The sequence below is a fragment of the Streptomyces sp. NPDC040432 genome (assembly GCF_055595445.1).
This window is the reverse complement of sequence record NZ_JBVIVP010000024.1, coordinates 90,387-115,272: the sequence shown is the minus strand read 5'-3', so window position 1 is coordinate 115,272 and position 24,886 is coordinate 90,387. Positions and strand designations below refer to the sequence as shown.

Sequence of the window (24,886 nt, the reverse complement as noted above, 5' to 3'; positions counted from 1 at the left end):
CATCCCGCAGCCGCGCCGCATCGAGGACGCCGACGTCGCCGAACTGTCCCTGGAAATCACCGAACACCTGCGTGGGGAGATCCGCCGCCATGGCCAGCACTGACACCACCACCGAGGCCTCCGCCCGGCGGAAGGGCGACGACCTGGCCGGTCTGGAAGCGGGCCTCGACGCCCTCGACGCGGTCCAGATCCGCCGCACGCCGATCCGCGAGGTCCTCCTCAAGAAGGTCCTGCCCCCGCTGCTGGCCGTCGGCCTCGTGCTGCTGGTCTGGCAGATCCTCGTCGCGACGAAGGTCACCGACGAGACCAAGCTCCCCGCCCTGTCCGCGGTCTGGGACAGCCTGTCCGACATGTGGGTGAAGGGCACCCTGCTGGAGGTCATCTGGACCAGCGTGTCGCGCGGTCTGCTCGGCTTCCTGCTCGCCCTGGCCATCGGCACGCCGCTCGGCCTGCTCGTGGCCCGGGTGAAGTTCGTCCGCGCCGCCATCGGACCGATCCTCCAGGGCCTGCAGTCCCTGCCGTCGGTGGCCTGGGTGCCGCCGGCCGTGCTCTGGTTCGGCCTGAACGACGCCATGATGTTCACGGTGATCCTGCTCGGCGCCGTCCCGTCCATCGCCAACGGCCTCGTCTCCGGCATCGACCAGGTCCCGCCGCTGTTCCTGCGGGCCGGTCGGACCCTGGGCGCCACCGGCCTGCGCGGGGCCCGGCACATCGTCATGCCCGCCGCACTGCCCGGCTACCTCGCCGGACTGAAGCAGGGCTGGGCCTTCTCCTGGCGCTCCCTGATGGCCGCGGAGATCATCGCCAGCTCCCCCGACCTCGGACTCGGCCTCGGCCAGCTCCTGGAGAACGGCCGCAACAACATCGACCTGCCGGGCGTGTTCCTCGCGATCATCCTGATCCTCGTGGTCGGCATCGCCATCGACCTGCTGATCTTCAGCCCGGTCGAACGGTGGGTGCTCCGCTCCCGCGGCCTGCTGGTCAAGAGCTGAGTCCCGTGTCCCGCGCACTTCTGGTCATCGCCCACGGCAGTCGCGACCCGCGGCACGCGGCGACCGTGCACGCCCTCGTCGGGCGGGCGCGGGAGCTGCGGCCCGGGCTGCGGGTGGAAACTTCCTTCCTGGACTTCAACGGCCCGACCGTCTCGCAGGCCCTGGCCTCGCTGTACCTGACCGGCGTACGGGAGGTCGTGGCGCTGCCGCTCCTCCTGACGCGGGCCTTCCACGCGAAGGCCGACATCCCGGCCGTGCTGGCCGAGACGACGAACCGGCTCCCGGGCCTGTCGGTCCGGGTCGCGGACGTCCTCGGTCCGTCCCCGCTCCTCGTCGCGGCCCTGGAACGCCGCCTCGCCGAGGCCGGTCTCGGCCTCACCCCGGCGGACCGCGCCCGCACCGGTGTGGTGCTCGCGTCCGCCGGATCCTCCGACCCGGAGGCGATCGCAGTGATCGCTGAAATCGCGCGGGAGTGGCGGCACACCGGTTGGTGCGCCGTGCGACCTGCGTTCGCCTCCGCTGTTCTCCCCCGCACCGAGGACGCCGTACGGTCCCTGCGCGCCGAGGGGGTCCGCCGGATCGCGGTGGCCCCCTACGTCATCGCGCCCGGCCGGCTCCCGGACCGCATCGCCGCGGGCGCGGCGGAGTCCGGCGCCGACGTGGTGGCCGACGTCCTGGGCGCGGCACCGGAGCTCGCCCGCCTGCTGCTCCGCCGCTTCGACGCGGCCGTGTCCTCCCGGACCACGCCGGCCGTCCGCGACGCGCTGACGGCCTGACCCGACGGCCGAAACCTGAAGGCCCGGGCCGCGCGGCCCGGGCATTCGGGTTTCGGCGGGGTCAGCCGCGGGCCGCGGCCTCGTCGGCCAGGGCGGTCAGGTCCTCCACGGACATGGCGCCGGGCGGCAGGGACTCCCGGGCGAAGATGTTCGCCGCGTGCCGCAGCACGTCGTTGACCGGGGTCGGCACTCCGTGCAGGCGGCCCAGGAGCGAGATCTCCCCGTTGAGGTAGTCGGCCTCGACGGATCCCGTCCGCCGGGCCAGGCTCTGCCAGGACGACCCTCCCCGCACACCGGCGGGCTGTTCGACCTTCCCGTCCCGGGCGTCCGCCTGCTCGGCCTCGGAGGCGTGGTCGATGCCCGCGGCCCCGAACGCCGCCTTCGCCTCCCGGACGGCGCGCAGCATCAGCGCCGCCTTCGCCGGGTCCGGTTCGGGTCCGGTGGTCGCCTGGATGGCGTTGCCCAGGTTCCCGAGCAGCTTCGCGTACTTCCAGCGCATCACGTCCTCGACGACGGGCGCCCCGAATCCGGCCAAGGCCAGGTCCGCGGCGATGTCCCGGATCCGCCGGTCGGCGCCGCCGGTGGCCTTCCCGAGGTGCAGGATCCCGGTGAGGGGGGCGCACAGCGCGGAGACCACGCCCGGCTCCAGGAAGGTCGCGGGCAGCCACACGCAGACGCCGTACACGCGCGCGAAGCGTCGCAGGGCGAGGCGTTCGCTCTCGACGCCGTTCTGCGCGCACAGCAACGGCAGGCGCTGGGCCGCGGTGCCGCCGCCGTCGACCTCCGCGTCCCCCCACGCGTCCAGCGCGGCGATGGCGTCCTGGGTCTTGACCGTCAGCAGCAGCACGTCGTCGGGGCGCAGGGCGCCGAGTTCCCCGGGCGCGGTGACGACGGGCAGCCGGTGCACCAGCGTCCCGTCGGCGGTGGTGAGGCGCAGCCCGTCCGCGCGCAGCGCCTCGGCGTGCGCGCCGCGTGCGACGAGGACGGTGTCGAGGCCGGCTCCGGCGAGACGTCCGCCGATGGTCGCGCCGATCGCCCCGGCGCCGATGATGATGTAACGCATGCCCCGAGCCTGGCACACCGGGTGGGTCGGGGTACCGTCGGGCCATGGTGGACACGGTGTTCGACGTGGGTGGGGATCTGCCGGTGGGTCGTCTGGGCTTCGGCACGGGCGGTCTGGTCGGGGCCGGCTACTGGGGTCCGCGGGGCGGCCGGGTCGAGGCGCACGCGGTGCTGCGGGCGGCGGTGGAGGCCGGGGTCACCCTGATCGACACGGCCGACAACTACGGCCCGTCGCTGGCGGAGGAGCTGATCGCCGAGGCCCTGTACCCGTACGGGGAGCACCTCGTGATCGCGACCAAGGGCGGGGTGGTGCGGACCGGACCGGACCAGTGGCACGTGGCGGGGCGTCCCGAGCAGTTGCGGGCGATGTGCGAGGCGAGTCTGCGGCGGCTGCGGGTGGAGCGGATCGATCTCTATCAGTTGCACCGTTTCGATCCGGCGGTGCCGATGGCCGAACAGCTGGGCGCTCTGGAGGGGTTGCGGGCGGAGGGCAAGATCCGGCACGTCGGGCTGAACACGGTGTCCGCCGAACAGGTGCGGTCGGCGCTGGAGTTGTCGCCGATCGCCTCGGTGCAGAACCCGTACAACCTGCTGGACCGGTCGTCGGCCGAGGTGTTGGCGCTGTGCGAGGCGCACGGGATCGCGTTCCTGCCGTACTACCCACTGGGCAGCGGGGCCCTGACCCGGGAGGGCGCGGCGGCGGTGACGGCGGTGGCCGCCGCGCACGGTGCGGGCCCGGGGCAGGTCGCGCTGGCCTGGTTGCTGCACCGTTCGCCGGTGCTGTGCCCGACCCCGGGCACCGGTTCGCCCGCCCACCTGGCGGAGAACCTGGCGGCCGGGGCGATCCGGTTCGAGCCGCGGGAGCTGGCGCTCCTCGACGCGCTGGCTCCGTAGGGCCGGCCGGTCGGGGCGGGGCCGGCCGTCAGGGGCGGGTCAGCTCGACGAGTTTGACGACCGTGTTCCAGTTGCGGGTGGTCACGTCGAGGCCCTTGACGACAGCGGGCCGGGCGAGGGCCTCGGCCAGTTTCGAGCGGCCCAGGCCTTCGGGGGCGTAGAGGTAGACGACGCGGTCGCCGATCCGGTACTCCTCGGGGAGGTGGGCGGCCGGGTCCACGGACCGGAAGCGCTCCTCGGCGGGCTGTTCGGAGAAGAAGGTGGCGTGGAGCTGCTTGCCCTCCAGTTCGGCGGCGGGGAAGGGGCAGGCGTCGGCTACGGCTTTCAAGTGGTCCCCGTCCACGACCAGGCACGCCACCCGGAAGCCGAAGTGGGCCTCGATGGCGGTCTCCAGTTCGCGGGCGAGCGCGTCGGGGTCCTGCCGGGTGCTGCTGAAGACGGCGTTGCCGCTCTGCAGGTAGGTCCGCACGTCACCGTGGCCGAGCGCCTCGATGAGCGGGCGCAGCTGCGCCATGGGGACCTTCCTGCTGCCGCCCACGTTGATGCCGCGCAGCAGCGCCGCGTACTTCCGGGGGGTGTTCGGGGTGCCCGTCCTGTTCGTCATGGCGGCACCTTAGGGGCCGGGTACGACACTTCGGGTGCGCCCGTCGCGGCGCGGCGGCCCGGGGCCCGGCTACGGGAGTTCCGCCTCGATGAGGTCGGCGGCCCGGTGGGTGCCGCCCTCGGCGGCCGTGTCCGCGCGGAGGGCTTCGGCACGGACGGCGACCTCGGGGTCGGCGAGCAGGCCGAGGACGGCCTCCCGCAGGGTCGTGGCGTCCGCCTCCTCCATGGGGAGGTGGCGGGCGACGCCGAGGGAGGCGAGCATGTCGGCGTTGCCGAACTGGTCGACGGCCTGGGGGACGGCGACCATCGGGGTGCCGGTGGCGAGGCCTTCCTGGCTGCCGCCGGCGCCGGCGTGGGTGATGAACGCGTCGGCCCGGTGGAGGATGTCGAGCTGGGGTACCCAGCGGTGGACCTCGGCGTTGGCGGGGACGGGGCCGATCTCGGCCTCGTCGGTGAACCTGCCGATCTGCAGGACGACGTGCCAGTCGGGGAGTTCGGCGAACGCGTCGAGGCAGGCCCGGTAGAACGCGGGCTGCTTGGTGAAGGTGGAGCCCAGCGAGACCAGGAGGACCTTCTTGCCCTCGGCGGCGGGCGGGCGGGTCCAGGTGCCCTGGGTGGCGCTGCGGTCGCCCTGACAGGCCCCGACGAAGCTGTGCACGGTGGTGTCGACGCGGTCGGCGTGCGGCTGGAGGGCGCGCGGGATGAGGACGATGCTGCGGCGGGGGCGGCCGACGAAGGGGTCGGGGTCGTCCGCGATGCCGTTCTCGTCGAGCCAGGAGCGGAAGCGGGCGTAGTAGGCCCGGCCGCGTTCGGTGGCGCGCAGTGCGGCGGTCATCGGCTCGGCGACCTCCTCCTCGTAGCCGGTCCAGGCGACCAGGTTCGGGGAGAGGGACACGCAGGGGACGCCCCACCGGCGGGCGAGGACGATCGCCGGGTAGGAGGTGATGTCGTGCAGGACGAGGTCGGGCTCGTCCCCCTCGAAGGCGGCGGCGAGCTGCGGCAGGGCCTGGACGGCGTCGTTCAGGAAGGGCTCGATGTTGTCGATGAGTTCGGTGCCCCAGGCCTCGGGCTCCTCCTCGGTGGGGAGGGTGGAGTTCCAGATCACCGGGGTGGCGCCGGTCTCCGCGATCTTGTCGGCGTACGGAGCGGGGATGGCGTAGCTGACGCGGTGGCCCCGGGCGACGAGTTCCCGGATCACTTCGATGCTCGGGTTCACGTGGCCGGCGGCGGCGATGGAGAACATGGCGATGTGTGCGGGCTTCGCTGAGGTCATGGCAGGAGCCTAACGAGACGAGACGTCTCGTGCAACCCAGTTCCGGCAGTCGACCCGGAGCACCCGCGTCCACCCGGGTGTCCCCGCCTTCGCCCGATCGCGCACACTGGCCTAGGATTTCGAACTTCCGCCCGATGGCGGCGGGGTCGCTTCCGGGACGTCCGGGCAGAGTGCGGGGAGGTGCCGCGGGGTGCCGCGAGGAACGTTCCTCCGTCGATCGGACCGGACCGCGAACGGTTCGCCCGCCCCGGTCCGCAACCGGGCCGTCCGTAGGGAGGCCCGCCGCGCGGTCCGCTCCATGCCACTGCCCCACCCCTTCAGCACGGCCGCGCTGATCTCCGCCATCGAGGCGGAGCGCGGGCGCCGGATCGAGCTGGTGACCGCCCCGGACAGCCTGCTCGGGCAGAGCGACGTATGCGGGCTGTGGGTCCACCACGAGCGGCTGCTCCTGGACCTGATCCTCATCCCGGAGAGCATCTCCGGGTACCACCGGCAGCGGGTCGTCTTCCACGAGCTCGCCCACCTGTGGTGCGACGACCCGACGACACGACCCGACGGGGCGGCCGCCCTCCTGCCGGAACTCCCACCGGAACTGACGGCCCGCCTGACCGGGGCGGGCCCGTTCATGGCCCGCCACCGCTACGACACCCATGTCGAACGGCGCGCCGAGATGATCGCCGACCTGCTCCACGAGGAGGCCTTCGCCACCGACCGGATCGAGGACGGCACCCTGCGCGGCCTCGACGACACCCTCTCCCGCCCCTTCTCCCGACCGGCCAGGAGTGGACTTGTCTGACGTCTTGACCTACGCGATCGTGCTGCTCCTCCTCGTGCAGGCGCTCTGGCGCATCCCTTCCGCCCTGCGCGGCAGGACGAGCGAACGCTCCCTGTGGGGCGCGTTCGCCGTGCTCGGCTGCGCCTGGTTGCTGCGCACCGACCTGGGCCGCCACCTGGTCGACGGCCTGGGCGTGGACGACCTGTCCACGCTGCTCAAGCACTGCTTCGTCGTGGCGGGCATGTGCGTGCTCCTGCGGTACGTCGCCGCCGTCTACCGCGGGGCCGCGGGCGACGGCTCCGCCTCCCGGGGGGCCCGCGTGACGGTGGCCGTCCAACGCCACGCCGTCACCGGGGCCGCGGCGGTCATCGCCGTCATGGCCGCCGTCTTCCTGCTGGTCCTGGATCGCGGTCCGGTGCCGGAGGGCTCGCAGTTCATGGCCCGGCACGCCGGCGAGGCCGGCCTGGCCGTCTACATGCCGCTCTTCTACGGCTACAGCGGGGCCGTGATCGCACTGTGCGGCCACCAGTGGGCTGGCGCCGCCCGCAGGGCCGCCCGCCGGACGCTGCGGACCGGACTCACGGTCATGGCGTTCGGCATGGCCGCGGGCGCGCTGTACGCGGCGGTCCGGGCCGCCTACGCCGTCGTGGTCGCCTTCCACCCGGTCCCGGAGGCCGCCGCCGACTTGCAGGAGACCGCGAGCGACGTCCTGCTGTACACGTCCTTCCTGTGCTGGACCCTGGGGGTCATCGCCCCGGCCGGCCAGGCGGCCGTCAACCGGGTACGGGCGTACCGGATGCTGGCGGAACTCCACCCGCTGTGGCGGGACCTGGCCCTGACCGCCCCGGACCTGGTGCGCCGGGCACCGAGCCGACTGCTGCCCGGCCGGCCGCTCGCCGGCCGCGTCAACACCCTGCGCGACCTGATCGCGCACGACGCGTCCCCCCAGGTGCGGTTGGGGCGGTACGTCACGGAGATCCGCGACGTCATCCACGCCATGCGGCGCCGGGCCCCGGACGACCTGTACCAGGTGTCGCTCGAACTCGCGGAGAGCGAGGGGCACGAGGGCCGGGACGCGGAGGCCGTCGCGCAGGCGTACTGGATCCTGTCCGCGCGGCTGAACATGCGGGACCCGGTCCGCGACCCCGGCGTGCCGGCGGAGTTCCCCGACGCCGGGGAGGACTTCTTCGCGGACGAGGTGCCGTGGCTGCTGCGCGTCGGCGAGGCGTACGCGCGGGCCGATCCCGCGGTCGCCGAGGAGGTGCTGGAGGATTCCCTCGCGTAGGCGGGCGGCCTCCGACGTGACCGGGCGACGAGGGGACCGGGCGACGACGCGACCGGCAATGCGCCGACCGACCGACGGCGGGCCCGTCACCGCGCCGACCGGTCGGCGCGGCGCGCGTCACCTGGGACGCATGCCGTCGACGACGCCGCCGATGAAGTCCAGCAGCTCGGCGGGCAGACCGTCGCCCCCGCCGCGGGCGGCGATGCCCGCCAGGCCGCCGCGCACCAACCGCATGCCGCTGATGATCCGGTGCACCTCGGCGTCGTCGCTCCGGAAGAAGAGCGGCGGCACCGCCAACGCCGCGGCGAGCGCGTCGAGCACCTCCTCGGAGGCCGCCTCCACCTCACCCGTCCGCAACCGGCGGACCAGCTCCTCGCTCAGCACCGCGGACCCGACCTCGGCGTTGCCGCGCGCCGCGATCGCGGCGTCGGAGGGGTGCGGCGCCGTGTAGGTCTCCGTCAGGAGGTGGACGATCCGCTCCGACAGGGTGCCGGGGGGACGTCGACGCGACTCCCCCGCCGCGGCAACCGGCCCGGGCTCCCCCACCGGGGCGACCGCGGCTGCGGGGGCGACCGCGGCGTCCGGCGGTGCGGGGTTGAAGGAGCGTTCCTCCGCGGCCAGCAGCGCCTCGACGCTCACGCCGTACGCCTGCGCGAGGAGCGGCAGGAACTTCTCCGAAAGGCGCCGCCTGCCCCGTTCCGCGTTGGCCACCGGGCCGGCGCTGCGCGTCCCCGTGATCGCCGCCGTCCGGTACTGGGAGTACCCGGCGTCGCAGCGGAGGTCGGCCAGGTCCGGGGGCAGCGAGCGGGGGAACAGTTCGTCCAGGTCGGCACGGAGCGCCTGCGCCAGCGCCGGGAGCTTCTCGCCGTCCGGCAGGGACTTGCCGCTCTCCCATCCGGCGACGGCCGGGACGGTGACCCCGAGCCGGTCCGCGACCTCGCCCTGGGTCAGGTCGGCGGCGCGACGTACTTTGCGGAGCAGGTTTCCGTCGACGTGACGAACCGGCATGGGCTCTCCTGGGCTGGCTCGGCAGGTGCTGCAACTCTAACGAGTGGACCACTTGATCGGTTCTGCAAATTTAGATAACTTCATTTCAGCGAACGGGGGTCGCTCCTCCGGGCCTGGCACCGCGTTGCGGCGCAGGGCCTTGCCGTGGGCCGGCGTGTGGGGGGACGCGTCGGTCCACGGGTCCGGGGACTTCGCACGGGATGCGAGACTGGGCGGATTCACGACGGTCCGGACCCGGAGAACGAGATGGACGAGGCGCAGGCCAGGAACGTGCTGGAAGCAGTCGGCCTGGGCGCCGGCGCCGAGTTGGTGGCGCTCGGCGAGAACGCGGTCTTCGCCGCCGGGGACCTGGTGGTGAAGGTGGGCCGCGCGGATCCGGCGATCGTCGGGCGGGCCGCGCACGAGCTGGCCGTCGCCCACTGGCTGGAGCAGGCCGGCATCCCGGCCGTCACCGCCGCCGAGGCGGAACCCCGGATCGTCTCCGGACACCCCGTGACCCTGTGGCGCCGACTCCCGGACGCGGTCCGACCGGCCGGCCCGGAGGACCTGGCCGGACTGCTGCGGCTCGTCCACACCCTGCCCGCGCCACCGTTCGCCCTGCCGCCTCGGGAGCTCCTGGGCGGCGTGGAACGCTGGCTGCGGCTGGCCGGCGACTCCGTGGACCCGCAGGACGCCGCGTACCTGCGGGCCCGCCGCGACGCCTACGCCGGCGAAGTCGCCCTCCTCACACCCCACTTGACGCCCGGCCCGATCCACGGTGACGCCCTGACCCGGAACGTCCACGTGGGCCCCGACGGACCGGTCCTGGTCGACCTGGAGACCGTCTCGGCCGACCTGCGGGAGCACGACCTGGTGGTGATGGCCCTGGCCCGCGACCGGTACGGGCTGCCCGCCGATTCCTACGAGGCGTTCGTTTCCGCGTACGGATGGGACGTACGGGAGTGGGACGGCTGGCGGGTACTGCGCGGCGCCCGCGAGACGGCCAGCTGTGCCTGGGTGTCCCAGCACGCGCCGGCCAATCCGAAGGCGCTGGCCGAGTTCCGCCGCCGCGTCGCCTCGCTGCGCGAAGGCGACACGGAAACCCGCTGGCACCCGTTCTAGGGACCGTCGCCGGGCCTGCCGCCCCCGGTATCGGGGAGTGCTGACCGGTGCGGTCAGCCTCTCCGGGGGATGAGCGGCCAGGCCGGCTCGACGACCGCCGCCGGATCCACGGCGCGCCGCAGATAGGCCTGCAACGACACCGACTGTTCGGCCGCCGCGCGTATCTGGAGCTCGTGCAGGTCCGCCAACGGCATCAGGCCCACGGGCTCGTGCTTCTCGCCTATGCGTCGCACCACGCGGGCGGCGGCCACGGCGTCGGCCCTCGCGTCGTGCGCGTCGTCGAGCGACACCCCGTAGTGGGCGCACAACGCGTGGAGGGCCCGCTTGCCCTTCCGGTACTTGTCGATGTGCTTGTCGATCACCAACGGGTCGATGACGGGCGAAGGCCCACCGCCCAACCGCTCGCTGATCGACGCGACCTCGTGCCGCCGACACTCGCGGTCCAGCAGGGACAGGTCGTAGCGTGCGTTCATCACCACGAGGGGCGTCCCCGAGAGCAGCCCCTCGGCCACGGCCCGCGCGATCTCCTCGACGGCCGAAGCCGCCGGTGCCCCGTGCTCGCGGGCATGTGCCGTCGAGATGCCGTGGATCGCCGATGCCTGCTCGGGTATGGCCACCCCGGGGTTCAGCAACCACGTCCGCTCGGCCGAGACGGCGCCGGACGCGTCCAGACGCACGACCGCCGCCGTCACGATGCGGTCGGTCTCGACGTCGGTGCCGGTGGTCTCCAGGTCGAAGGCCAGCAACGGCCCACCGATCCAGCCCATCACGCGGCCCTCGTTCCGGCGTGGAGCGTCGACCGGCAGCGCGCCGCGCCGTCCCGCCCCTCGATCACCGATGCCGTCACGATCCAGGATTCCCCCGGCTCCCCACCGGTCGTCCCCGGGTCGAATCCGACCCGTGCTCCCCCGTGCCACGCCACCATGACGTGCCCTCCCCCGTTTGTCCGGTCAACGGGTTTCAGCCTGACACGGCCCACTGACACCGCCGCCGCCGGGGTTCGACCACCGCGTCGGGCGCCGCCGGAACGCGCTCCGGGTCCGCCGGCGCGTCGAGCCCGGACGGCGTGGCCGTGCCCGCCCCCGACCGGGCGCGCCGCCGTGGCCGCGGGCGCCGGCGACCGTGACGCCGGCCCCTCGTCACGAGACCGGGCGGGAGTCCTCCCACACCGACTCGAACTCCTCGCGGTAGGTCGTGAAGAGTCCGTGTTCGGCGTCCTTCGGTACGCCGCGGCCGCCACCGCGCAGCACCAGCACCGGGGCCTCCATGCCGCGGGCCCTGCGCAGGTACGACTGGACGACGGCGATGCCCGAGGTCTCGCCCTCCACCAGGTAGGCGGTGAAGCGCGGGGTCTCGTCGAAGACGTGGATGTCGAAGCGCGAGGGGTCCCGCAGGCCCGCCCGGACCCGGCGCACGTGCAGGATGTTCATCTCGACCGAGCGGCTCAGCTCGCCCTTGCGCAGTCCCAGCTCCCGCTCGCGGCGTTTGACGGCGCTGCTCGCCGGGTTCAGGAACAGCAGTCGGACCCGGCAGCCCGCCTCGGTGAGCCGGACGAGTCTTCGACCGGAGAAGTTCTGCACCAGCAGGTTCAGGCCTATGCCGATGGCGTCCAGCCGCCGTGCCCCGCCGAAGAGGTCCTCGGCCGGGAGCTGCCGCTGGAGCCTGACCCGGTCGGGGTGGACCGAGATGACGTCCGCGTACCGGTCACCGACGAGGTCCTCGACCGCGTCGATCGGCAATCGGTCCGCCGCCGGGCTGCCCGCGCCCGCGCCGAGGACTTCCAGCAGGCGCGCGGAGGCGCGTTCGGCCTGCTCCAGCACGGGGCGCGACAGCGCCCGGTTGCGGGACACCACGTTCCGGGTGACCTCCAGCTCGTCGAGGGCCAGCTCGATCTCCCGCCGGTCGTCGAAGTAGGGCTCGAAGCAGGGCCAGTGCTGGACCATCAGCTCCCGCAGCTGCGGCAACGTCAGGAAGCTGAGTACGTTGTCGTCGGCCGGGTCGAGGAGGTAGCCCTTGCGGCGGCTGACCTCGCGCACCGCGACGGCCCGCTGCACCCACTCCTGCCCCGCGGGGCCGGCGGCCGCGACCACCCAGTCGTCGCCGCCGTGCACGGGTTCGTAGACGGGCCGCAGGACAGCGCCGACCACCGACCGCAGGCGCTGCTCGATCAGGTTCAGCCAGATGTAGGCGCGTCCCGCGCGCTGGGCACGGATGCGGACCTCGCTCCACGCGTCCGCGCCCCAGTCCAGCTCGGCGCCGGCCCGTACGCTCCCGGCCTCCGGCGGGGCCACCGACACCGTCCCGGCCGCCACCCCCGCGGGGGCCCCTCCTGGGGCATCCGCCGGGCCACCCTCGTGACCACCGTCACCAGGGGGCAGCTCCAGACCTCCCGAGCTCACCCGTGCACCGCCTTCTGCGTCTGGACGCCCGTCTCCAGTGATCACGGAAGGGTACTCCGCGCGCGCGGTCCGATGCAGCCCGAAGCGGCCGTCGGGTGAGCCCATGCTCCTTGCCCCGGCAGCCCGTTGACTCATTATGTGATGCGCGGACTGTCCGTTGACCGGCCTATCGGTTCTCCGGGTCACCCGGTAGGAGCATCCCAAGTCCACGCGTGGAGACCCTCTTTCGGGGAAGATCTGGCAGTGACGTGGTCCACGCCGGATCAGCCGGGACATCCTCCGACCCCGAGGAAAGAGTCGTTATCCATGCAAGTCTGGCCGGGACAGGCGTATCCGCTCGGCGCCACGTACGACGGCGCCGGGACCAACTTCGCGGTCTACTCCGAGGCAGCGCGCCGCATCGAGCTGTGCCTGCTGGCCGACGACGGCTCGGAGACCGCCATCGAGCTGCGCGAGACGGACGCCTTCGTCCGCCACGCCTACCTGCCCGGGATCATGCCGGGCCAGCGCTACGGCTTCCGGGTCCACGGCCCGTACGAGCCCGAACGGGGACAGCGCTGCAACGCGGCGAAGCTGCTGCTGGACCCGTACGCGCGCGCCATCAGCGGGAAGGTCGACTGGGGCGAGGAGGTGTACGGCTACCACTTCGGTCGTCCCGACTCCCGCAACGACCTGGACTCCGCCCCGCACACGATGAGTTCGGTCGTGGTGAACCCGTACTTCGACTGGGCCAACGACCGGCCGCCGCGCCACGAGTACCACCACACGGTGCTGTACGAGGCGCACGTCAAAGGCCTCACCATGCGGCACCCGGACCTCCCGGAGGAGTTGCGGGGCACCTACGGGGCCCTGGCGCACCCGGCGGTCATCGGGCACCTGACGAAGCTGGGCGTCACGGCGTTGGAGCTGATGCCGGTGCACCAGTTCGTCAACGACCACCGGCTGGCGAACGACGGCCTGAGCAACTACTGGGGCTACAACACCATCGGGTTCTTCGCGCCGCACAACGGCTACGCCTCGGGTGACCGCGGGCAGCAGGTGCTGGAGTTCAAGTCGGCGGTGCGGGCGCTGCACGAGGCCGGGATCGAGGTGATCCTGGACGTGGTCTACAACCACACGGCGGAGGGGAACCACCTCGGTCCGACGTTGTCCTTCCGCGGCCTGGACAACGCCTCCTACTACCGGCTGGGCGACGACGCCCGGCACTACACGGACACCACCGGCACCGGGAACTCACTGCTGATGAGGTCCCCGCACGTACTCCAGCTGATCATGGACTCGCTGCGGTACTGGGTGACCGAGATGCACGTGGACGGCTTCCGGTTCGACCTGGCGGCCACGCTGGCCCGGCAGTTCCACGAGGTGGACCGACTGTCCTCGTTCTTCGACCTGGTGCAGCAGGACCCGGTGGTGAGCCAGGTCAAGCTGATCGCCGAGCCGTGGGACCTGGGCGAGGGCGGCTACCAGGTGGGCAACTTCCCCCCGCTGTGGACCGAATGGAACGGCAAGTACCGAGACACCGTACGGGACTTGTGGCGGGGGCAGCCGCGGACGCTCGCGGAGTTCGCGGGCCGGCTGACGGGCTCCTCGGACCTCTACCAGGACGACGGTCGGCGGCCCTTGGCCTCGATCAACTTCACCACCTGCCACGACGGTTTCACCCTGCACGACCTCGTGTCCTACGACGAGAAGCACAACGAGGCCAACCGGGAGGGCAATCGGGACGGCGAGACGCACAACCGGTCGTGGAACTGCGGCGTCGAGGGGCCGACGGAGGACCTTGAGGTCCGGGACCTGCGCGAGCGCCAGATGCGCAACTTCACCGCCACCCTGATGCTGTCGCAGGGGGTGCCGATGCTCAGTCACGGGGACGAGTTCGGGCGGACGCAGGGCGGCAACAACAACGCCTACTGCCAGGACAACGAGGTGGCGTGGGTGGCCTGGCCGGAGCCGGGCAAGGAGCCGCCCGCGTTGCTGGAGTTCACCCGGCGGATGGTCTGGCTGCGCCGCGACCACCCGGTGTTCCGGCGGCGCCGGTTCTTCCACGGCCGGCCGGTCGAGGGCACCCACGACGAGCTGTCCGACATCGCCTGGTTCACCCCGCACGGCGAGGAGATGCGGGCCAGGGACTGGCAGGCGCAGAGCGCGCGGGCGCTGACCGTGTTCCTCAACGGGGAGGCGATCTCGGAGCCGGGCACCCGCGGGGAGCGGATCACCGACGACTCGTTCCTGTTGATGTTCAACGCCGGCGCGGAGCACCAGGACTTCACGATCCCGGCCGGGCACGGGGCGCGCTGGCACCTGGTGGTGAACACGGCGCGGGCGGACGTGCTGCCACCCGGTACCGGGCCGCAGTACGCGGCCGGGGACCGGGTGGCGCTGACGGGGCGCTGCCTGGTGGTGCTTCAGCGTCCGGCGTAGGAGGTGCTGTCCTCCCCGACGGCCGGGGAGGCGCTCCGCTGGGCCGGGATGAACGGCTTGGCGGGAGTACGGGCGGACGGGACGCGGGTGACGAGCGCCAGGGTCAGACAGAGGGCGGCCGCCCCGACCGCCACGGCGAACGCCCCCGACGGCCCGTACCACTCGGCGAGCCGACCGGAGACGGCGAGGGCGACGGCCTGTCCGGCGACGAGGGAGCTCGCGGCGTAGGCCATCGCCTCGGCGAGCCGGGCGGGTTCGACGACCCGCTCGGTGAGCGCGAACGCGGTGATCAGGTGGGGGGCGTAGGCCGCGCCGAGCACGGTGACGACCGCGTAGAGCGGCCACAGCGAGTCGGTGAACAGCAGCGGCACCGACAGGACCAGCGCCGCGGCGGTGGCCGCCCGCCAGCGCAGCCGCAACCCGAAGCGGGCGGGCAGCGCGCCCAGGGCGAGACCGACGAAGGCGCTGACGACGCCCATGGCGGCGTACACGAGCCCGGCCTGGCCGGGGACGCCCAACTCGGCGGTCAGCGAGGCGATTCCGGCCTGGCAGGCGCCGAACATGGCGCCTTGGAGGGCGAGGGAGCCGCGGACGGCGTGGACGACGCGGGGATGGCGGTTCCGGCCGCCCGCCTCCGCCTTCGGTCGCGCGGGGGACCCCGGCGTGGCGGCGGCGGTCGGGTGCAGGGCGTAGGCGGTGCCGAAGACGACGACGAGTCCGGCCGCGCCGGCGAGGGCGACGGCCGGGTGCGCGACGAGCGCGGCGAGTCCCACGAGGGCCGGGCCGAGAACGAAGGAGACCTCGTCGAGGGTGCCTTCGAGGGAGTGGACGGCGCCGATGACGCCCTCGTCGGACTCGGCCCGGTGGGCGAGGGCGACGGAGCGGGTCCGGGCGAGCGGTCCGATCAGCGGTACGGACGCGCCCGTGACCGCGCCGATCGCGGCGAGCGGGACGGTCGCGAGGCCGCCGAGGGCTCCGGCGACGAGGGCGGCGGTGGCGACGGCGTTGACGGCCGCCGCGGTCAGGACGACGGGCCGCTGCCCGTGGCGGTCGGCGAGCCGGCCGAGGACGGGACCGAAGACCACCTGGCCGGCGGAGAGGGTGCCTCCGACGATGCCGGCGGTGGCGAGGGAGCCGCTGGTCTGGGCGACCAGCAGGACGCTCCCGAACTGGGACATCGCGACGGGCAGTCGGGCGAAGAAGGAGACGAGGGGGAGTAGGGGCCCGGTCAGGGCGATGACGTTTCGATAGGTGTTGACGGTTCCAACCACTTGATCAACGCTAACCCGCCGCAGTCACCCGGATGCATTGGGTAATGGCACGGAATCCGGCAGGCTGGGTACGTACGTTCTCATGAGCCTGCCGCAGCACAGCACCCGAACGGAATCTGATGTTCCGAAACCTGTCACTCCGGCGTCGACCTACCGCCTCCAGCTGTGCCCGGAGTTCCCGTTCGAGGCGGCCGGGGCGGTAGTACCGCACCTCGCCGCGCTCGGCGTGTCGCACCTGCACCTCTCCCCCGTCCTGGAGGCGGCCCCCGGCTCCTCGCACGGGTACGACGTCACCGACCACGCCCGGGTCCGGGCCGAGCTCGGCGGCGAGCCGGGCCTGCGCGCCCTGGCCGCGACGGCCCGCGCCCACGGACTCGGCCTGGTCCTGGACATCGTGCCCAACCACATGGCGGTGCCGTCGCCGCTGAGGCTGAACCGGGCGCTGTGGGAAGTGCTGCGGGAGGGGCCGCACTCCCCGTACGCCCGCTGGTTCGACATCGACTGGGCGGCGGGCGGCGGGCAACTCCTGCTGCCGGTGCTCGGCGAACCCGCGGACACCTACGACATCCGGGTCGGTGGGGACGTACTGCGCTTCGGGGAGCAGGAGTTCCCGCTGCGGGCGGGCACGGCCGGGTTGCCGCTGCCCGAGCTGCTGGCCGCCCAGTGGTACCGGCCGGCGTGGTGGCGCGAGGCCCGGACCGGACTCAACTACCGTCGTTTCTTCACGATTTCGGACCTGATCGGGGTCCGGGTCGAGGATCCGGCCGTGTTCGCCGCCACCCACGCGAAGGTCCTGGAGCTGGTGCGGGACGGGGTGATCCAGGGCCTGCGCATCGACCACGTGGACGGACTGGCCGACCCCGGGCAGTACCTGCGCAGGCTGCGGGCCGCCGCCGGCGACGGCTGCTGGGTCGTGGTGGAGAAGATCCTCGCCCGCGACGAACGACTCCCGTCGGCCTGGCCGGTGGCGGGCACCACCGGGTACGACGCGCTGCACCGGATCGACGGGCTGTTCACCGATCCGGCCGGCGCGGCCGAGCTGGCCCGCGCGTTCGAGCGCACCACCGGGCTGCCCTCCTGGGAGGAGACCGCCGCGACCGCGGCGCGGGAGGTCCTGACCGTGGACCTGGCCGCCGAACTGGCCCTCCTGGAGCACCGGGCCGGCCCCGGGGCGGCCCCGGCCGTACGGGAGCTGCTGATCGCCCACCCCGTCTACCGCACCTACCCCGACGGACCGGGGCCCGACCCGCAGACCCTGGAGGAGGCCGCCCGGTGGGCCGGGCGGCCCGCGGTGGACGGCGTACGGGACCTGCTGCGGGGGGATCCGGCCTTCGCGGCCCGGTTCGCCCAGACCTCGGCGGCCCTGCGCGCCAAGTCCCTGGAGGACCGGGCCTTCTACCGCTGGGCCCCGCTGCTGTCGGCCACCGAGGTCGGCGGGGAACCGGGCGCGCCCGCCGTGCCCCTCGGGGAGTTCCACGCGTACTGCGCCGCCCTGGAACGGGACTGGCCCGCCTCGGGGACCGTACTGTCCACGCACGACACGAAGCGCAGCGCGGACGTCCGGGCCCGGATCGCGGTGCTGTCCCAGGCGCCGGAGCTGATGGCCGAACCGGGGCCGCGGGCGGAGGACCCCCAGCTCGCGTGGGTCGCCCGGCAGAGCTCGCTGGGGCTCGGCGAGGCCCCCGAGCGGGCGGAGCGGCTGGCCGCCGCCCTGCTGAAGGCGGCCCGGGAGGCGGGGCTGCGCACCTCGTGGACCGATCCCGACGAGGCGTACGAGGCGGGTGTGGCGGCAGCGGTCCCGAAGGGCGGGGACGGGCTCCCCGTCGAGCTGGCGGACGCGGCCCGGGCCGGTCTGCTCGGCATGACCCTGCTGCACCTGACGATGCCCGGGGTGCCCGAGGTGTACCAGGGTGCGGAGAGCGAGTACCGGGCCCTGGTCGACCCGGACAACCGGCGCCCGGCGTACTTCGCCCACCGGGAGCTGGCCGCCCTGGACGCGGGCGCGGACCCGGACGGCGTGTCGCAGGAGAAGCTGGCGCTGACCGCGGCCCTGTTGCGGCTGCGCCGCGACCGGCCCGCCCTGTTCACCGGGTACGCCCCGCTGGAGGCCCGGGGGCCGGCGGCGGAGCACTGCGTCGCCTTCGCCCGTACGGGCGGGCTCGTCGCCGTGGCCACCCGCCTCTCGCACCGGCTGGCCGGCGCCGGCGGCTGGCGGAGCACCACCCTGGCCCTGCCGCCGGGCCGCTGGACGGTGGTGCCGGGCTGCGGCGCCGGCGCCGCGGACACCTCGTACGAGGGGGCCGTGGACCTGGCCGGGCTGCTGGCCGGGCGCCCGGCACTGGCGCTGATCCGCACGGACGCGGGGACGGGCGCGGACGCCGGGCGGGCAGGAGGGGCGTAGGGCGGTTCCCGACGCGGCGGGGCGGGTCGGGGCGGGGGCGCGCAAGGCGTTGGCCAGGGATTTTCGGAGGGGATTCGGAGAAGTGCGGGGTGCGGGGAGCAGTAGGGGGTGCGCGCGGCGGGCATGGCATCCCCTGTGACCCTCCTCCGTGAAATGCGCTACCCGACACCACACGAACTCGCCCTGGCCGCACGCGCGCTGGCGGACGAACACCCCGCCCGGGTCCGGATCCGCCGGGTCGGCACCTCCCGGGCGGGGGCGCCCCTCCGGCTGCTCTCCGTCGACCCCGGCAACAGCGCCCGCGACGTCCTGGTCGTCGCCGGGGCCCACGCCAACGAACCCGTCGGCGGGGCGACGGCCCTGTCCCTCGCCCGTCGGATCGTCCGGGACCCCGCCCTCGGCGCCGGGGCGGGCTGGCACTTCCTGCTCTGCGCCGACCCGGACGGGGCGGAGCTGCACCGCACGCCCCGCCCGTACTCCCTGCTCGACTACCACCGGAACTTCTTCCGTCCGCCGGGACCCGAACAACCCGAGTGGGCACCGTCCTTGCTCGCCCCGGACCGGCTGCCGCCCGAGACGCTGGCGCTGACCGCCCTCATCGACGAGCTGCGGCCCGTTCTCCAGGTCTCCCTGCACGGCACGGACCTCGGCGGGTCCTGGGTACAGCTCACCCGGGACATACCGGGGCTCGCCGGGCCGTTCGGAAGGTCGGCGGCCGAACTCCGCATCCCCGTCGAGACCGGGGCCTCCGACGCCGCCGGCTGGCCCTCCCCCGGGCCGGGGATCTTCGTGATGCCGGAGCCGGGGGCCGGGCCCGGCGGCGCCTTCCACCCCGAGGACACCCGGCTCAGCACCTGGTACCGGGTCCACCGCCACCACGGGACCACCGCCATCGTCGAGGTCCCCATGTGGGCGTCCGACCTGGTGGACGATCCGGCCCCGCACCCGGACCCCCGGCACGCCCTGCGCGTGCTCGCGGCCCGGCTCACCGAGGACGCCGCACGCGTGGCCGGACCACGGGACACGGTCGGGGGCTCCGACCCCGCGTCCGCCGCCCTGCTGCGCGCCGTCGACTGGACGCTCGCCCTGATCCCCCGGATCACCGCCGAATGGACCGGGCCCGGCGCTCCCGTCGACGCCACCGCGGCGGCCATCGGCAGCATCGACGCCTTCGGACGGCGGCTCTCGCTGCGCGCCGCCGCGATGCTCCTGCGGGTCCTGCGCGTCCAGGGCCACCCGGCCGCCCCGGCCCTCGACCGGCTCGTGACCGGCTGGTGCGAGGAGTTCTCGGCCCGCTTCCAGGCCCGCCGGGTCCCGGTGGCCACCCAGGTGGAACACCAGTGCCGGACGGTCCTGGCCACGTACGAGCGGCTCACGCACGCCTCGTGCGCCGAGCGGGTGTAGGCGAGCGGGCGAGGGCCGACCGACCCGTCCGGCACCCGCCGCCCCCGCTCCGACCCGGTGGGGGGGGCGGCCCGCGGCCGTCGCCGGGCCGTCCCCTCCGGATCCTGTCGGACCCGCGCCGCCCGACGGGACCCGGAAGGGACAGCCCTTAGACCGGCCGGCTGTAGCGGCGTTTGGGCAGGCCCTGCGCGCCGAGGCGGTCCTAGAAGCGGATCGCGCCCTCGTTCCAGTCGGGCGTCTGCCACTCGACGTGGTCCAGGCCCAGCTCCCGGGCGAGAGCGGTCACCCCGTCCATGAGGGCCCGGCCGAGCCCGTGGCCGCGGGCCCCGTCGGCCAGGTAGAGGCAGTCCATGTGGAGGTGGTGCCGGGCGTCCCAGAAGGAGAACTCGGCGGCGCAGGCGGCGTATCCGACCACGGAGCCCCCGGGCGTCTCGGCCGGCAGCACCCATTGCCGGGGGTCCTCGGCGAAGAGCTGCGGGCCCAGCCGGGCGGCCAGACCGGGCGGGCGCGGGGCGGAGCGCTCGTAGGCGATGTGCTCGTGGATCAGTTCGACGAGACGCGGCAGGTCCTCGGGGCGCGCCGGGCGCACCGCGGGCGTGGGTTCTTCCATGACGTCATCCTGCGCCCCGCGGCGGCCCACCGCGCCGCCGGGTACACAGCGCCGTCTGGCCCGCCCCGAGCCGGCGTCAGGTCGCGGACAGCCGGAAGTCCATCCGGCCGAAGCCGATCTGGTCGCCGTCCCGGACCACCGCCGAGCCGGACACCCGACGGCCGTTGACGGTGGTGCCGTTGGTGGAGCCGAGGTCCTTGATCACCCAGACGCCGTCGCGCATGCTCAGTTCGGCGTGCGCCCGCGAGACGGTCTCGTGGCTGAGCCGCAGGCCGTTGCCCGGGTCGCGGCCGATCCGCAGCGGCCCGGCGCCCGGGTGCGGCAACAGCAGCCGCGGCAGCCGCTCCACCTGCCAGGCGCGGCGCACCCCGACGGAAACGGCGGACGCACGGCCCACCCAACCGAACAGTCGCCGGCTCCAGGGGGCTTCGCCCCCCTCCCTGGCCTGGAGGTCGGCGGTGAGCACCGCGAGGTCCTCGGCCCGGCGGGCGGTGAGAGCGAGTTCCATCCGGCGCAGGAAGGTGTCGTGCGAGAGCCGGCCGAGCGCCGCACCCTCTCTGAGCTGGCCAAGCACCCGGTCGCGCTCGGCGTCGGAGAGCCGCGGCGCGGGAAAGGCGGGGAACTCGAAACTCGATGTCACAGGGTGATTGTCGGCCCGTCGGGTGCGGAGTGTCCAGAAGTCCTCCGGAAGGCCCGGAATGATGGGCACGATACGCATGCTGGACACCGCCGGAGACGAGGGGACCGTCCGTGCAGTTCGAGGTATGGGCACCGCTGACAGGTCGGGTCGCCATGCGACTGAACGACACCGCCTACGAGATGACACCGGATCGGGATCCCGGCCGCGCCGGCTGGTGGACCCTGGACGCCCCGGCCGCCGACGGCGACCGGTACGGCTTCCTGCTGGGGGACGACCCGGTGGTCCGCCCCGACCCGCGCGGGCGGCGCCTGCCGGACGGGCCCGACGGCCTGTCCGCGGTCGTAGACTTCGGGCCGCTCACCCCGCGGGGTCCGGCGCCGCGCACCCGGCTCCAGGACGCGGTCCTGTACGAGCTGCACGTCGGGACCTTCACCGCCGAGGGCACCTTCGACGCGGCCGCGGCCCGGCTGGGGCACCTCACCGCGCTGGGCGTGACGCACGTCGAGCTGATGCCGGTGTGCTCCTTCCCCGGCCGGCACGGCTGGGGGTACGACGGGGTGGCGCCCTGGTCCGTGCACGAGCCGTACGGCGGCCCGGCCGGGCTGGCCCGGTTCGTGGAGGCCGCGCACGCGGCGGGACTGGGCGTGGTCCTGGACGTGGTCCACAACCACCTGGGTCCGTCCGGGAACCACCTCCCCGCCTTCGGGCCGTACTTCACCGACACCCACCACACGCCGTGGGGCTCGGCGGTGAACCTTGACGCGCCGGGTTCCGACGAGGTGCGGGCCTACCTCCTGGGCAGCGCGCTGGCCTGGCTGCGGGACTACCGGATCGACGGGCTCCGACTGGACGCGGTGCACGCCCTCGTCGACGGGCGGGCCCTGACGTTCCTGGAGGAACTCGGCGCGGCAGTCGACGAACTGGCGGTGGAGACCGCCCGGCCGCTGTTCCTGATCGCCGAGTCCGACCGGTGCGACCCGCGCACCACGGCCTCCCGCGCCCAGGGCGGACTGGGCCTGCACGCGCAGTGGAACGACGACTTCCACCACGCCCTGCACTGCGCGCTGACCGGCGAATCGCAGGGCTACTACGCCGATTTCGCGCAGGCCCCGCTCGGCGCCCTCGCCAAGACCCTGACCCGGGCCTTCTTCCACGACGGGACCTGGTCCTCCTTCCGGGGCCGGACCCACGGCCACCCGGTGGACCGCAGGCGCACCCCCGCACACCGGTTCGTCGGGTACACCCAGACCCACGACCAGATCGGCAACCGGGCGCTCGGCGACCGGCTCTCCGGCTCGCTCTCCCCCGGCCTGCTGGCGTGCGCGGCGACGGTGGCGCTGACCGGGCCCTTCGTCCCCATGCTGTTCATGGGCGAGGAGTGGGGGGCCGGCACGCCCTGGCAGTACTTCACCGACCACCCCGATCCGGAGCTCGCGGAGGCGGTACGGGCCGGTCGGCGACGGGAGTTCGCCGCACACGGTTGGAAGGCGGAGGAGATCCCCGACCCGCAGGACCCGGCGACCCGGGACCGGTCCTGCCTGGACTGGGCGGAACCCGAACGGGCCGCGCACGCCCGGCTGCTGGCCTGGTACCGGACACTGGTCTCGCTGCGCCGCACCCAGCCGGACCTGCGCGACCCCGACCTCGCGGCGGTCCGCGTCGCGCACGACGAGGAGCGCCGTTGGCTGACGTTCCGAAGGGGCGAGGTCCGCGTCGCGGTGAACCTCGCCCCGGAGCCGGTGACGATCGCGCTGGGCCGCAACGGCGTACGGGTCCTGGCCTCCTGGGAGCCGGCCGAGCATCCGGGGCCGGACGGGCGGATCCACGTACCGGGCGAGTCGGCGGTGGTCCTGGCTCCCTGAGGGGCACCGCCGACGTGCACGGCACGCGGGGCCCGCGCAGTGCCCGTCCCGGGATCCCGCCGTGAGTCGGGCGGCGAGCGCGGCCGTGGCGCCCGTCACGGCCTTCGGCGCGAGCAGTTCCGTACGGTGCACCAGGCGCGGCGCGGCCAGCGGGTGCCCGGCGGGCAGGAGCACGGCCGGCTCCTCCTCGCCGATCCCGGTGACGGTGAGCGGAGCGACGTCGGGCAGCCGCAGCGGGTCGCTCGGCACGGCCGGCCCGTCGAGGAGCCCGAGGTCGCAGCCGCCGGTGGCGACGGCGGCGGGCACCTGGTCCGGGGCAGCACGCGCAGGGTGACCCCGGTGGCGGGCAGGACCGCGAGCAGCGCGGGCCCCACGGGGCCGGCGGGGAGGCGGCGAGAGTGACCCGGCCGGGCGCCGGCCGCGCGCGACGGGCTCGTCCTGGACGCCTTCTGGATCCCCACCGCCGACGCCGGGGCCGAGGCGACCGGCGGCACCCTGGCGGGGTTCGCCGCAGTGGGTGCTGCCCGGCAGCCCGTACGCCGGTGAGGCCGGGGTGCTCGCCGCGATCCGGGTGGCGCGGGAGGAGGGCATCCCCTTCCTCGGCACCTGCGGCGGCTTCCAGCACGCGCTGCTGGAGTACGCCCGCAACGTCTGCGGGCTGCCCCACGCGGCACACGCCGCGAACGAGCCGGGGGCCGTCGACCCGCTGATCGCGCCGCTCGCCTGCTCCCTCGTCGGGCACGAGGGGCTCGTCCGGGCCGAGCCCGGCTCGCTCGCCGAGTCCGCGCCGGAGCCGAGCGGACGATGGAGCGCTACCACTGCGGCTGCGGACCGGCGCCGCGGCACCTGCCCTCGCTCGCCGCGCACGGCCTGCGGCTGTCGGGGCACGACGAGGACGGTCAGGTCCGCGTCGCGGAGCTGCCGGGGCGCCCCTTCTTCCTCGCGACGGTGTTCCGGCCCGAGCTCGCCGGCGACGGCACCCGGCCGCACCCGATCGTGCGGGCCTTCGCCGTGGCCGCGGCGGCACGGGCCGCCCGCCGCGAGGAGCGGTTCGTCCTCGTGGCGGCTCCCACCGGCAGCCGGTCCGCCGGATAACGCGTCGCGGAACCACCCCTCTGATCGGCTATGCTGTGCTTGCACATCGAACGGGTGGTTCCGCCGCCCTTCGTGGTGGGTGTAGCTCAGTTGGTAGAGCACCTGGTTGTGGTCCAGGTGGCCGCGGGTTCAAGTCCCGTCACTCACCCTTTTTGATCCCGTGGGGCACGAGGTTTCCTCGTGCCCCACGGGTTTTTTCGCGTTCCGAGGCGGCGTACGGGGTGCTCGGCGCTGTGGGTCTAGCCGCGCAGGAAGGCCTCGACGTCGGTGGCGAAGGCGACCGGGGTCTCGTGCGGTGGGTAGTGGCCGGAGCCCGGGACCGTGACGACGCGGCAGTTCGAGTACCAGGCCTGCCACGTGGCGCGCATCACGTCGGCCGTCAGCGCCAGGTCGTACTCCCCCACCAGGACCAGCACCGGGACCGTGCTGCCCTTGACCGCCGAGGACAGATCGAGCGGCTGCCAGCTCGCGAGGTAGCCGGCGAAGGCCTCGGGACGGGAGATCGCGAGCGAGTGGGCGACCATCCGGTCCAGCCAGTACCGGCTCGCCCGGTGGCCGGTGACCAGGTCGAGGATGGCGAGGCGCTTGTCGGGGTCCTCGGCGGCGCCGTGGAAGAGGGCGTGGGTCCGGTCGTCCATGACGTAGGGCCCGGCCGGGACGGGGGCCGTGCCGATCAGCTTCTCGATCCGCTCGGGGGCCCGGACGAGCACCTGCTGGGCGGCCTTGGCGCCCATGGAGTGCCCGAGCAGGGAGAACGTGTCCCAGCCCAGCTGGTCGGCCAGTTCCAGGACGTCGTCGGCGATCTCGGGCAGGGTGTGGCGGCCGGGGACGTCCCGCCGCTCCCCGTAGCCGCGGTAGTCGAGGAAGGCGTACGAGAACTCCTCCGGGTCCAGGTGGTCCAGTACGGAGCCCCAGTTCGCGGAGGTCCCGAACCAGTCGTGCAGCACGATGACGCGGACGGGTCCGGTGCCGATCCGGCGATGGGCGATGGCCATGCGTTCCCCTTCGATGACG

At 74.0% G+C, this 24,886-nt stretch carries 20 protein-coding genes, 1 tRNA gene and 3 pseudogenes; 14 read left to right on the top strand and 10 right to left on the bottom strand.

Annotated features, from left to right (window positions below; translation table 11 throughout):
* The 3 genes and pseudogenes from ACZ58N_RS32670 to ACZ58N_RS32660 all read left to right on the top strand — a co-directional run.
* Positions 1-103 (top strand): annotated as a pseudogene (locus tag ACZ58N_RS32670) (ABC transporter ATP-binding protein); the annotation flags it as partial.
* Entirely contained in the window at positions 90-992 is a 903-nt protein-coding gene (locus tag ACZ58N_RS32665) for an ABC transporter permease (protein ID WP_471167327.1), read from the top strand. The pseudogene ACZ58N_RS32670 and the gene ACZ58N_RS32665, both read left to right, overlap by 14 nt.
* Positions 993-997: 5 nt before the next feature.
* Positions 998-1,768: a sirohydrochlorin chelatase gene (locus ACZ58N_RS32660; RefSeq protein ID WP_471167325.1), complete on the top strand. Its 771-nt coding sequence runs from the start codon at positions 998-1,000 to the stop codon at positions 1,766-1,768.
* 61 nt (positions 1,769-1,829) lie between these two features.
* On the opposite strand, the gene ACZ58N_RS32655 is transcribed toward ACZ58N_RS32660, so the two are convergent.
* Entirely contained in the window at positions 1,830-2,831 is a 1,002-nt protein-coding gene (locus tag ACZ58N_RS32655; protein ID WP_471167322.1) for a ketopantoate reductase family protein, read from the bottom strand.
* A 44-nt stretch (positions 2,832-2,875) separates the two neighbouring features.
* Here ACZ58N_RS32655 and ACZ58N_RS32650 point away from each other — a divergent pair, with 44 nt between their 5' ends.
* Complete coding sequence (locus ACZ58N_RS32650) at positions 2,876-3,724, top strand: aldo/keto reductase (protein WP_471167319.1); 849 nt, start codon at positions 2,876-2,878, stop codon at positions 3,722-3,724.
* Positions 3,725-3,752: 28 nt separating this feature from the next.
* On the opposite strand, the gene ACZ58N_RS32645 is transcribed toward ACZ58N_RS32650, so the two are convergent.
* Both ACZ58N_RS32645 and mgt read right to left on the bottom strand, forming a co-directional pair.
* Positions 3,753-4,328, bottom strand: coding sequence for a DUF1697 domain-containing protein (locus ACZ58N_RS32645; protein ID WP_471167317.1), 576 nt, complete (start codon positions 4,326-4,328; stop codon positions 3,753-3,755).
* Positions 4,329-4,397: 69 nt separating this feature from the next.
* A pseudogene (mgt, locus tag ACZ58N_RS32640) lies at positions 4,398-5,635 on the bottom strand (macrolide-inactivating glycosyltransferase).
* Positions 5,636-5,898: 263 nt separating this feature from the next.
* Between mgt and ACZ58N_RS32635 the strand changes: the two are divergent.
* Together ACZ58N_RS32635 and ACZ58N_RS32630 are read left to right on the top strand one after the other, a co-directional pair.
* Entirely contained in the window at positions 5,899-6,396 is a 498-nt protein-coding gene (locus tag ACZ58N_RS32635; protein ID WP_471167314.1) for a hypothetical protein, read from the top strand.
* The gene (locus ACZ58N_RS32630; protein WP_471167311.1) at positions 6,389-7,660 is read left to right on the top strand and encodes an MAB_1171c family putative transporter; all 1,272 of its coding nucleotides are present in this window, start codon (positions 6,389-6,391) and stop codon (positions 7,658-7,660) included. The genes ACZ58N_RS32635 and ACZ58N_RS32630 overlap by 8 nt, the downstream gene beginning before the upstream one ends.
* Positions 7,661-7,777: 117 nt before the next feature.
* Here ACZ58N_RS32630 and ACZ58N_RS32625 read toward each other — a convergent pair whose 3' ends face one another.
* Positions 7,778-8,668 carry a helix-turn-helix domain-containing protein gene (locus ACZ58N_RS32625; RefSeq protein WP_471167309.1) on the bottom strand — a complete coding sequence of 297 codons (891 nt, stop codon included), beginning with the start codon at positions 8,666-8,668 and terminating at the stop codon, positions 7,778-7,780.
* A 246-nt stretch (positions 8,669-8,914) separates the two neighbouring features.
* On the opposite strand from ACZ58N_RS32625, the gene ACZ58N_RS32620 reads away from it, so the two are divergent.
* Positions 8,915-9,769 (top strand): phosphotransferase enzyme family protein, encoded by an 855-nt coding sequence (locus ACZ58N_RS32620; RefSeq protein WP_471167307.1) that lies wholly within the window; start codon positions 8,915-8,917, stop codon positions 9,767-9,769.
* Positions 9,770-9,822: 53 nt separating this feature from the next.
* Here ACZ58N_RS32620 and ACZ58N_RS32615 read toward each other — a convergent pair whose 3' ends face one another.
* Both ACZ58N_RS32615 and ACZ58N_RS32610 read right to left on the bottom strand, forming a co-directional pair.
* Entirely contained in the window at positions 9,823-10,536 is a 714-nt protein-coding gene (locus ACZ58N_RS32615; RefSeq protein ID WP_471167336.1) for an exonuclease domain-containing protein, read from the bottom strand.
* 372 nt (positions 10,537-10,908) lie between these two features.
* On the bottom strand, positions 10,909-12,168 hold the full coding sequence (locus ACZ58N_RS32610; RefSeq protein ID WP_471167304.1) for an SAV2148 family HEPN domain-containing protein: 1,260 nt from the start codon (positions 12,166-12,168) through the stop codon (positions 10,909-10,911).
* Between the two features lie 306 nt (positions 12,169-12,474).
* Here ACZ58N_RS32610 and glgX point away from each other — a divergent pair, with 306 nt between their 5' ends.
* On the top strand, positions 12,475-14,589 hold the full coding sequence (gene glgX, locus ACZ58N_RS32605) for a glycogen debranching protein GlgX (RefSeq protein ID WP_471167301.1): 2,115 nt from the start codon (positions 12,475-12,477) through the stop codon (positions 14,587-14,589).
* On the opposite strand, the gene ACZ58N_RS32600 is transcribed toward glgX, so the two are convergent.
* Complete coding sequence (locus ACZ58N_RS32600; protein WP_471167298.1) at positions 14,574-15,860, bottom strand: MFS transporter; 1,287 nt, start codon at positions 15,858-15,860, stop codon at positions 14,574-14,576. The two genes, glgX and ACZ58N_RS32600, sit on opposite strands and share 16 nt — an antisense overlap.
* An 82-nt stretch (positions 15,861-15,942) precedes the next feature.
* Between ACZ58N_RS32600 and treY the strand changes: the two genes are divergently transcribed.
* Entirely contained in the window at positions 15,943-18,261 is a 2,319-nt protein-coding gene (treY, locus tag ACZ58N_RS32595) for a malto-oligosyltrehalose synthase (protein WP_471167295.1), read from the top strand.
* Between the two features lie 123 nt (positions 18,262-18,384).
* Entirely contained in the window at positions 18,385-19,665 is a 1,281-nt protein-coding gene (locus ACZ58N_RS32590) for a M14 family zinc carboxypeptidase (RefSeq protein ID WP_471167293.1), read from the top strand.
* A gap of 202 nt (positions 19,666-19,867) precedes the next feature.
* On the opposite strand, the gene ACZ58N_RS32585 is transcribed toward ACZ58N_RS32590, so the two are convergent.
* Together ACZ58N_RS32585 and ACZ58N_RS32580 are read right to left on the bottom strand one after the other, a co-directional pair.
* Positions 19,868-20,275, bottom strand: coding sequence for a GNAT family N-acetyltransferase (locus ACZ58N_RS32585; RefSeq protein ID WP_471167290.1), 408 nt, complete (start codon positions 20,273-20,275; stop codon positions 19,868-19,870).
* Between the two features lie 76 nt (positions 20,276-20,351).
* Entirely contained in the window at positions 20,352-20,915 is a 564-nt protein-coding gene (locus ACZ58N_RS32580; RefSeq protein WP_471167288.1) for a DUF1707 and FHA domain-containing protein, read from the bottom strand.
* A gap of 110 nt (positions 20,916-21,025) precedes the next feature.
* Between ACZ58N_RS32580 and treZ the strand changes: the two genes are divergently transcribed.
* From treZ to ACZ58N_RS32560, 4 genes and pseudogenes are all read left to right on the top strand, one after another.
* On the top strand, positions 21,026-22,777 hold the full coding sequence (gene treZ, locus ACZ58N_RS32575; protein ID WP_471167285.1) for a malto-oligosyltrehalose trehalohydrolase: 1,752 nt from the start codon (positions 21,026-21,028) through the stop codon (positions 22,775-22,777).
* A 39-nt stretch (positions 22,778-22,816) separates the two neighbouring features.
* Entirely contained in the window at positions 22,817-23,179 is a 363-nt protein-coding gene (locus tag ACZ58N_RS32570; RefSeq protein WP_471167283.1) for a hypothetical protein, read from the top strand.
* A 9-nt stretch (positions 23,180-23,188) separates the two neighbouring features.
* A pseudogene (locus ACZ58N_RS32565) lies at positions 23,189-23,872 on the top strand (glutamine amidotransferase-related protein); the annotation flags it as partial.
* A gap of 75 nt (positions 23,873-23,947) precedes the next feature.
* Positions 23,948-24,020, top strand: a tRNA-His gene (locus ACZ58N_RS32560).
* A gap of 91 nt (positions 24,021-24,111) precedes the next feature.
* On the opposite strand, the gene ACZ58N_RS32555 is transcribed toward ACZ58N_RS32560, so the two are convergent.
* Entirely contained in the window at positions 24,112-24,867 is a 756-nt protein-coding gene (locus ACZ58N_RS32555; protein ID WP_471167280.1) for an alpha/beta fold hydrolase, read from the bottom strand.
* Between the last annotated feature and the right edge of the window lie 19 nt (positions 24,868-24,886).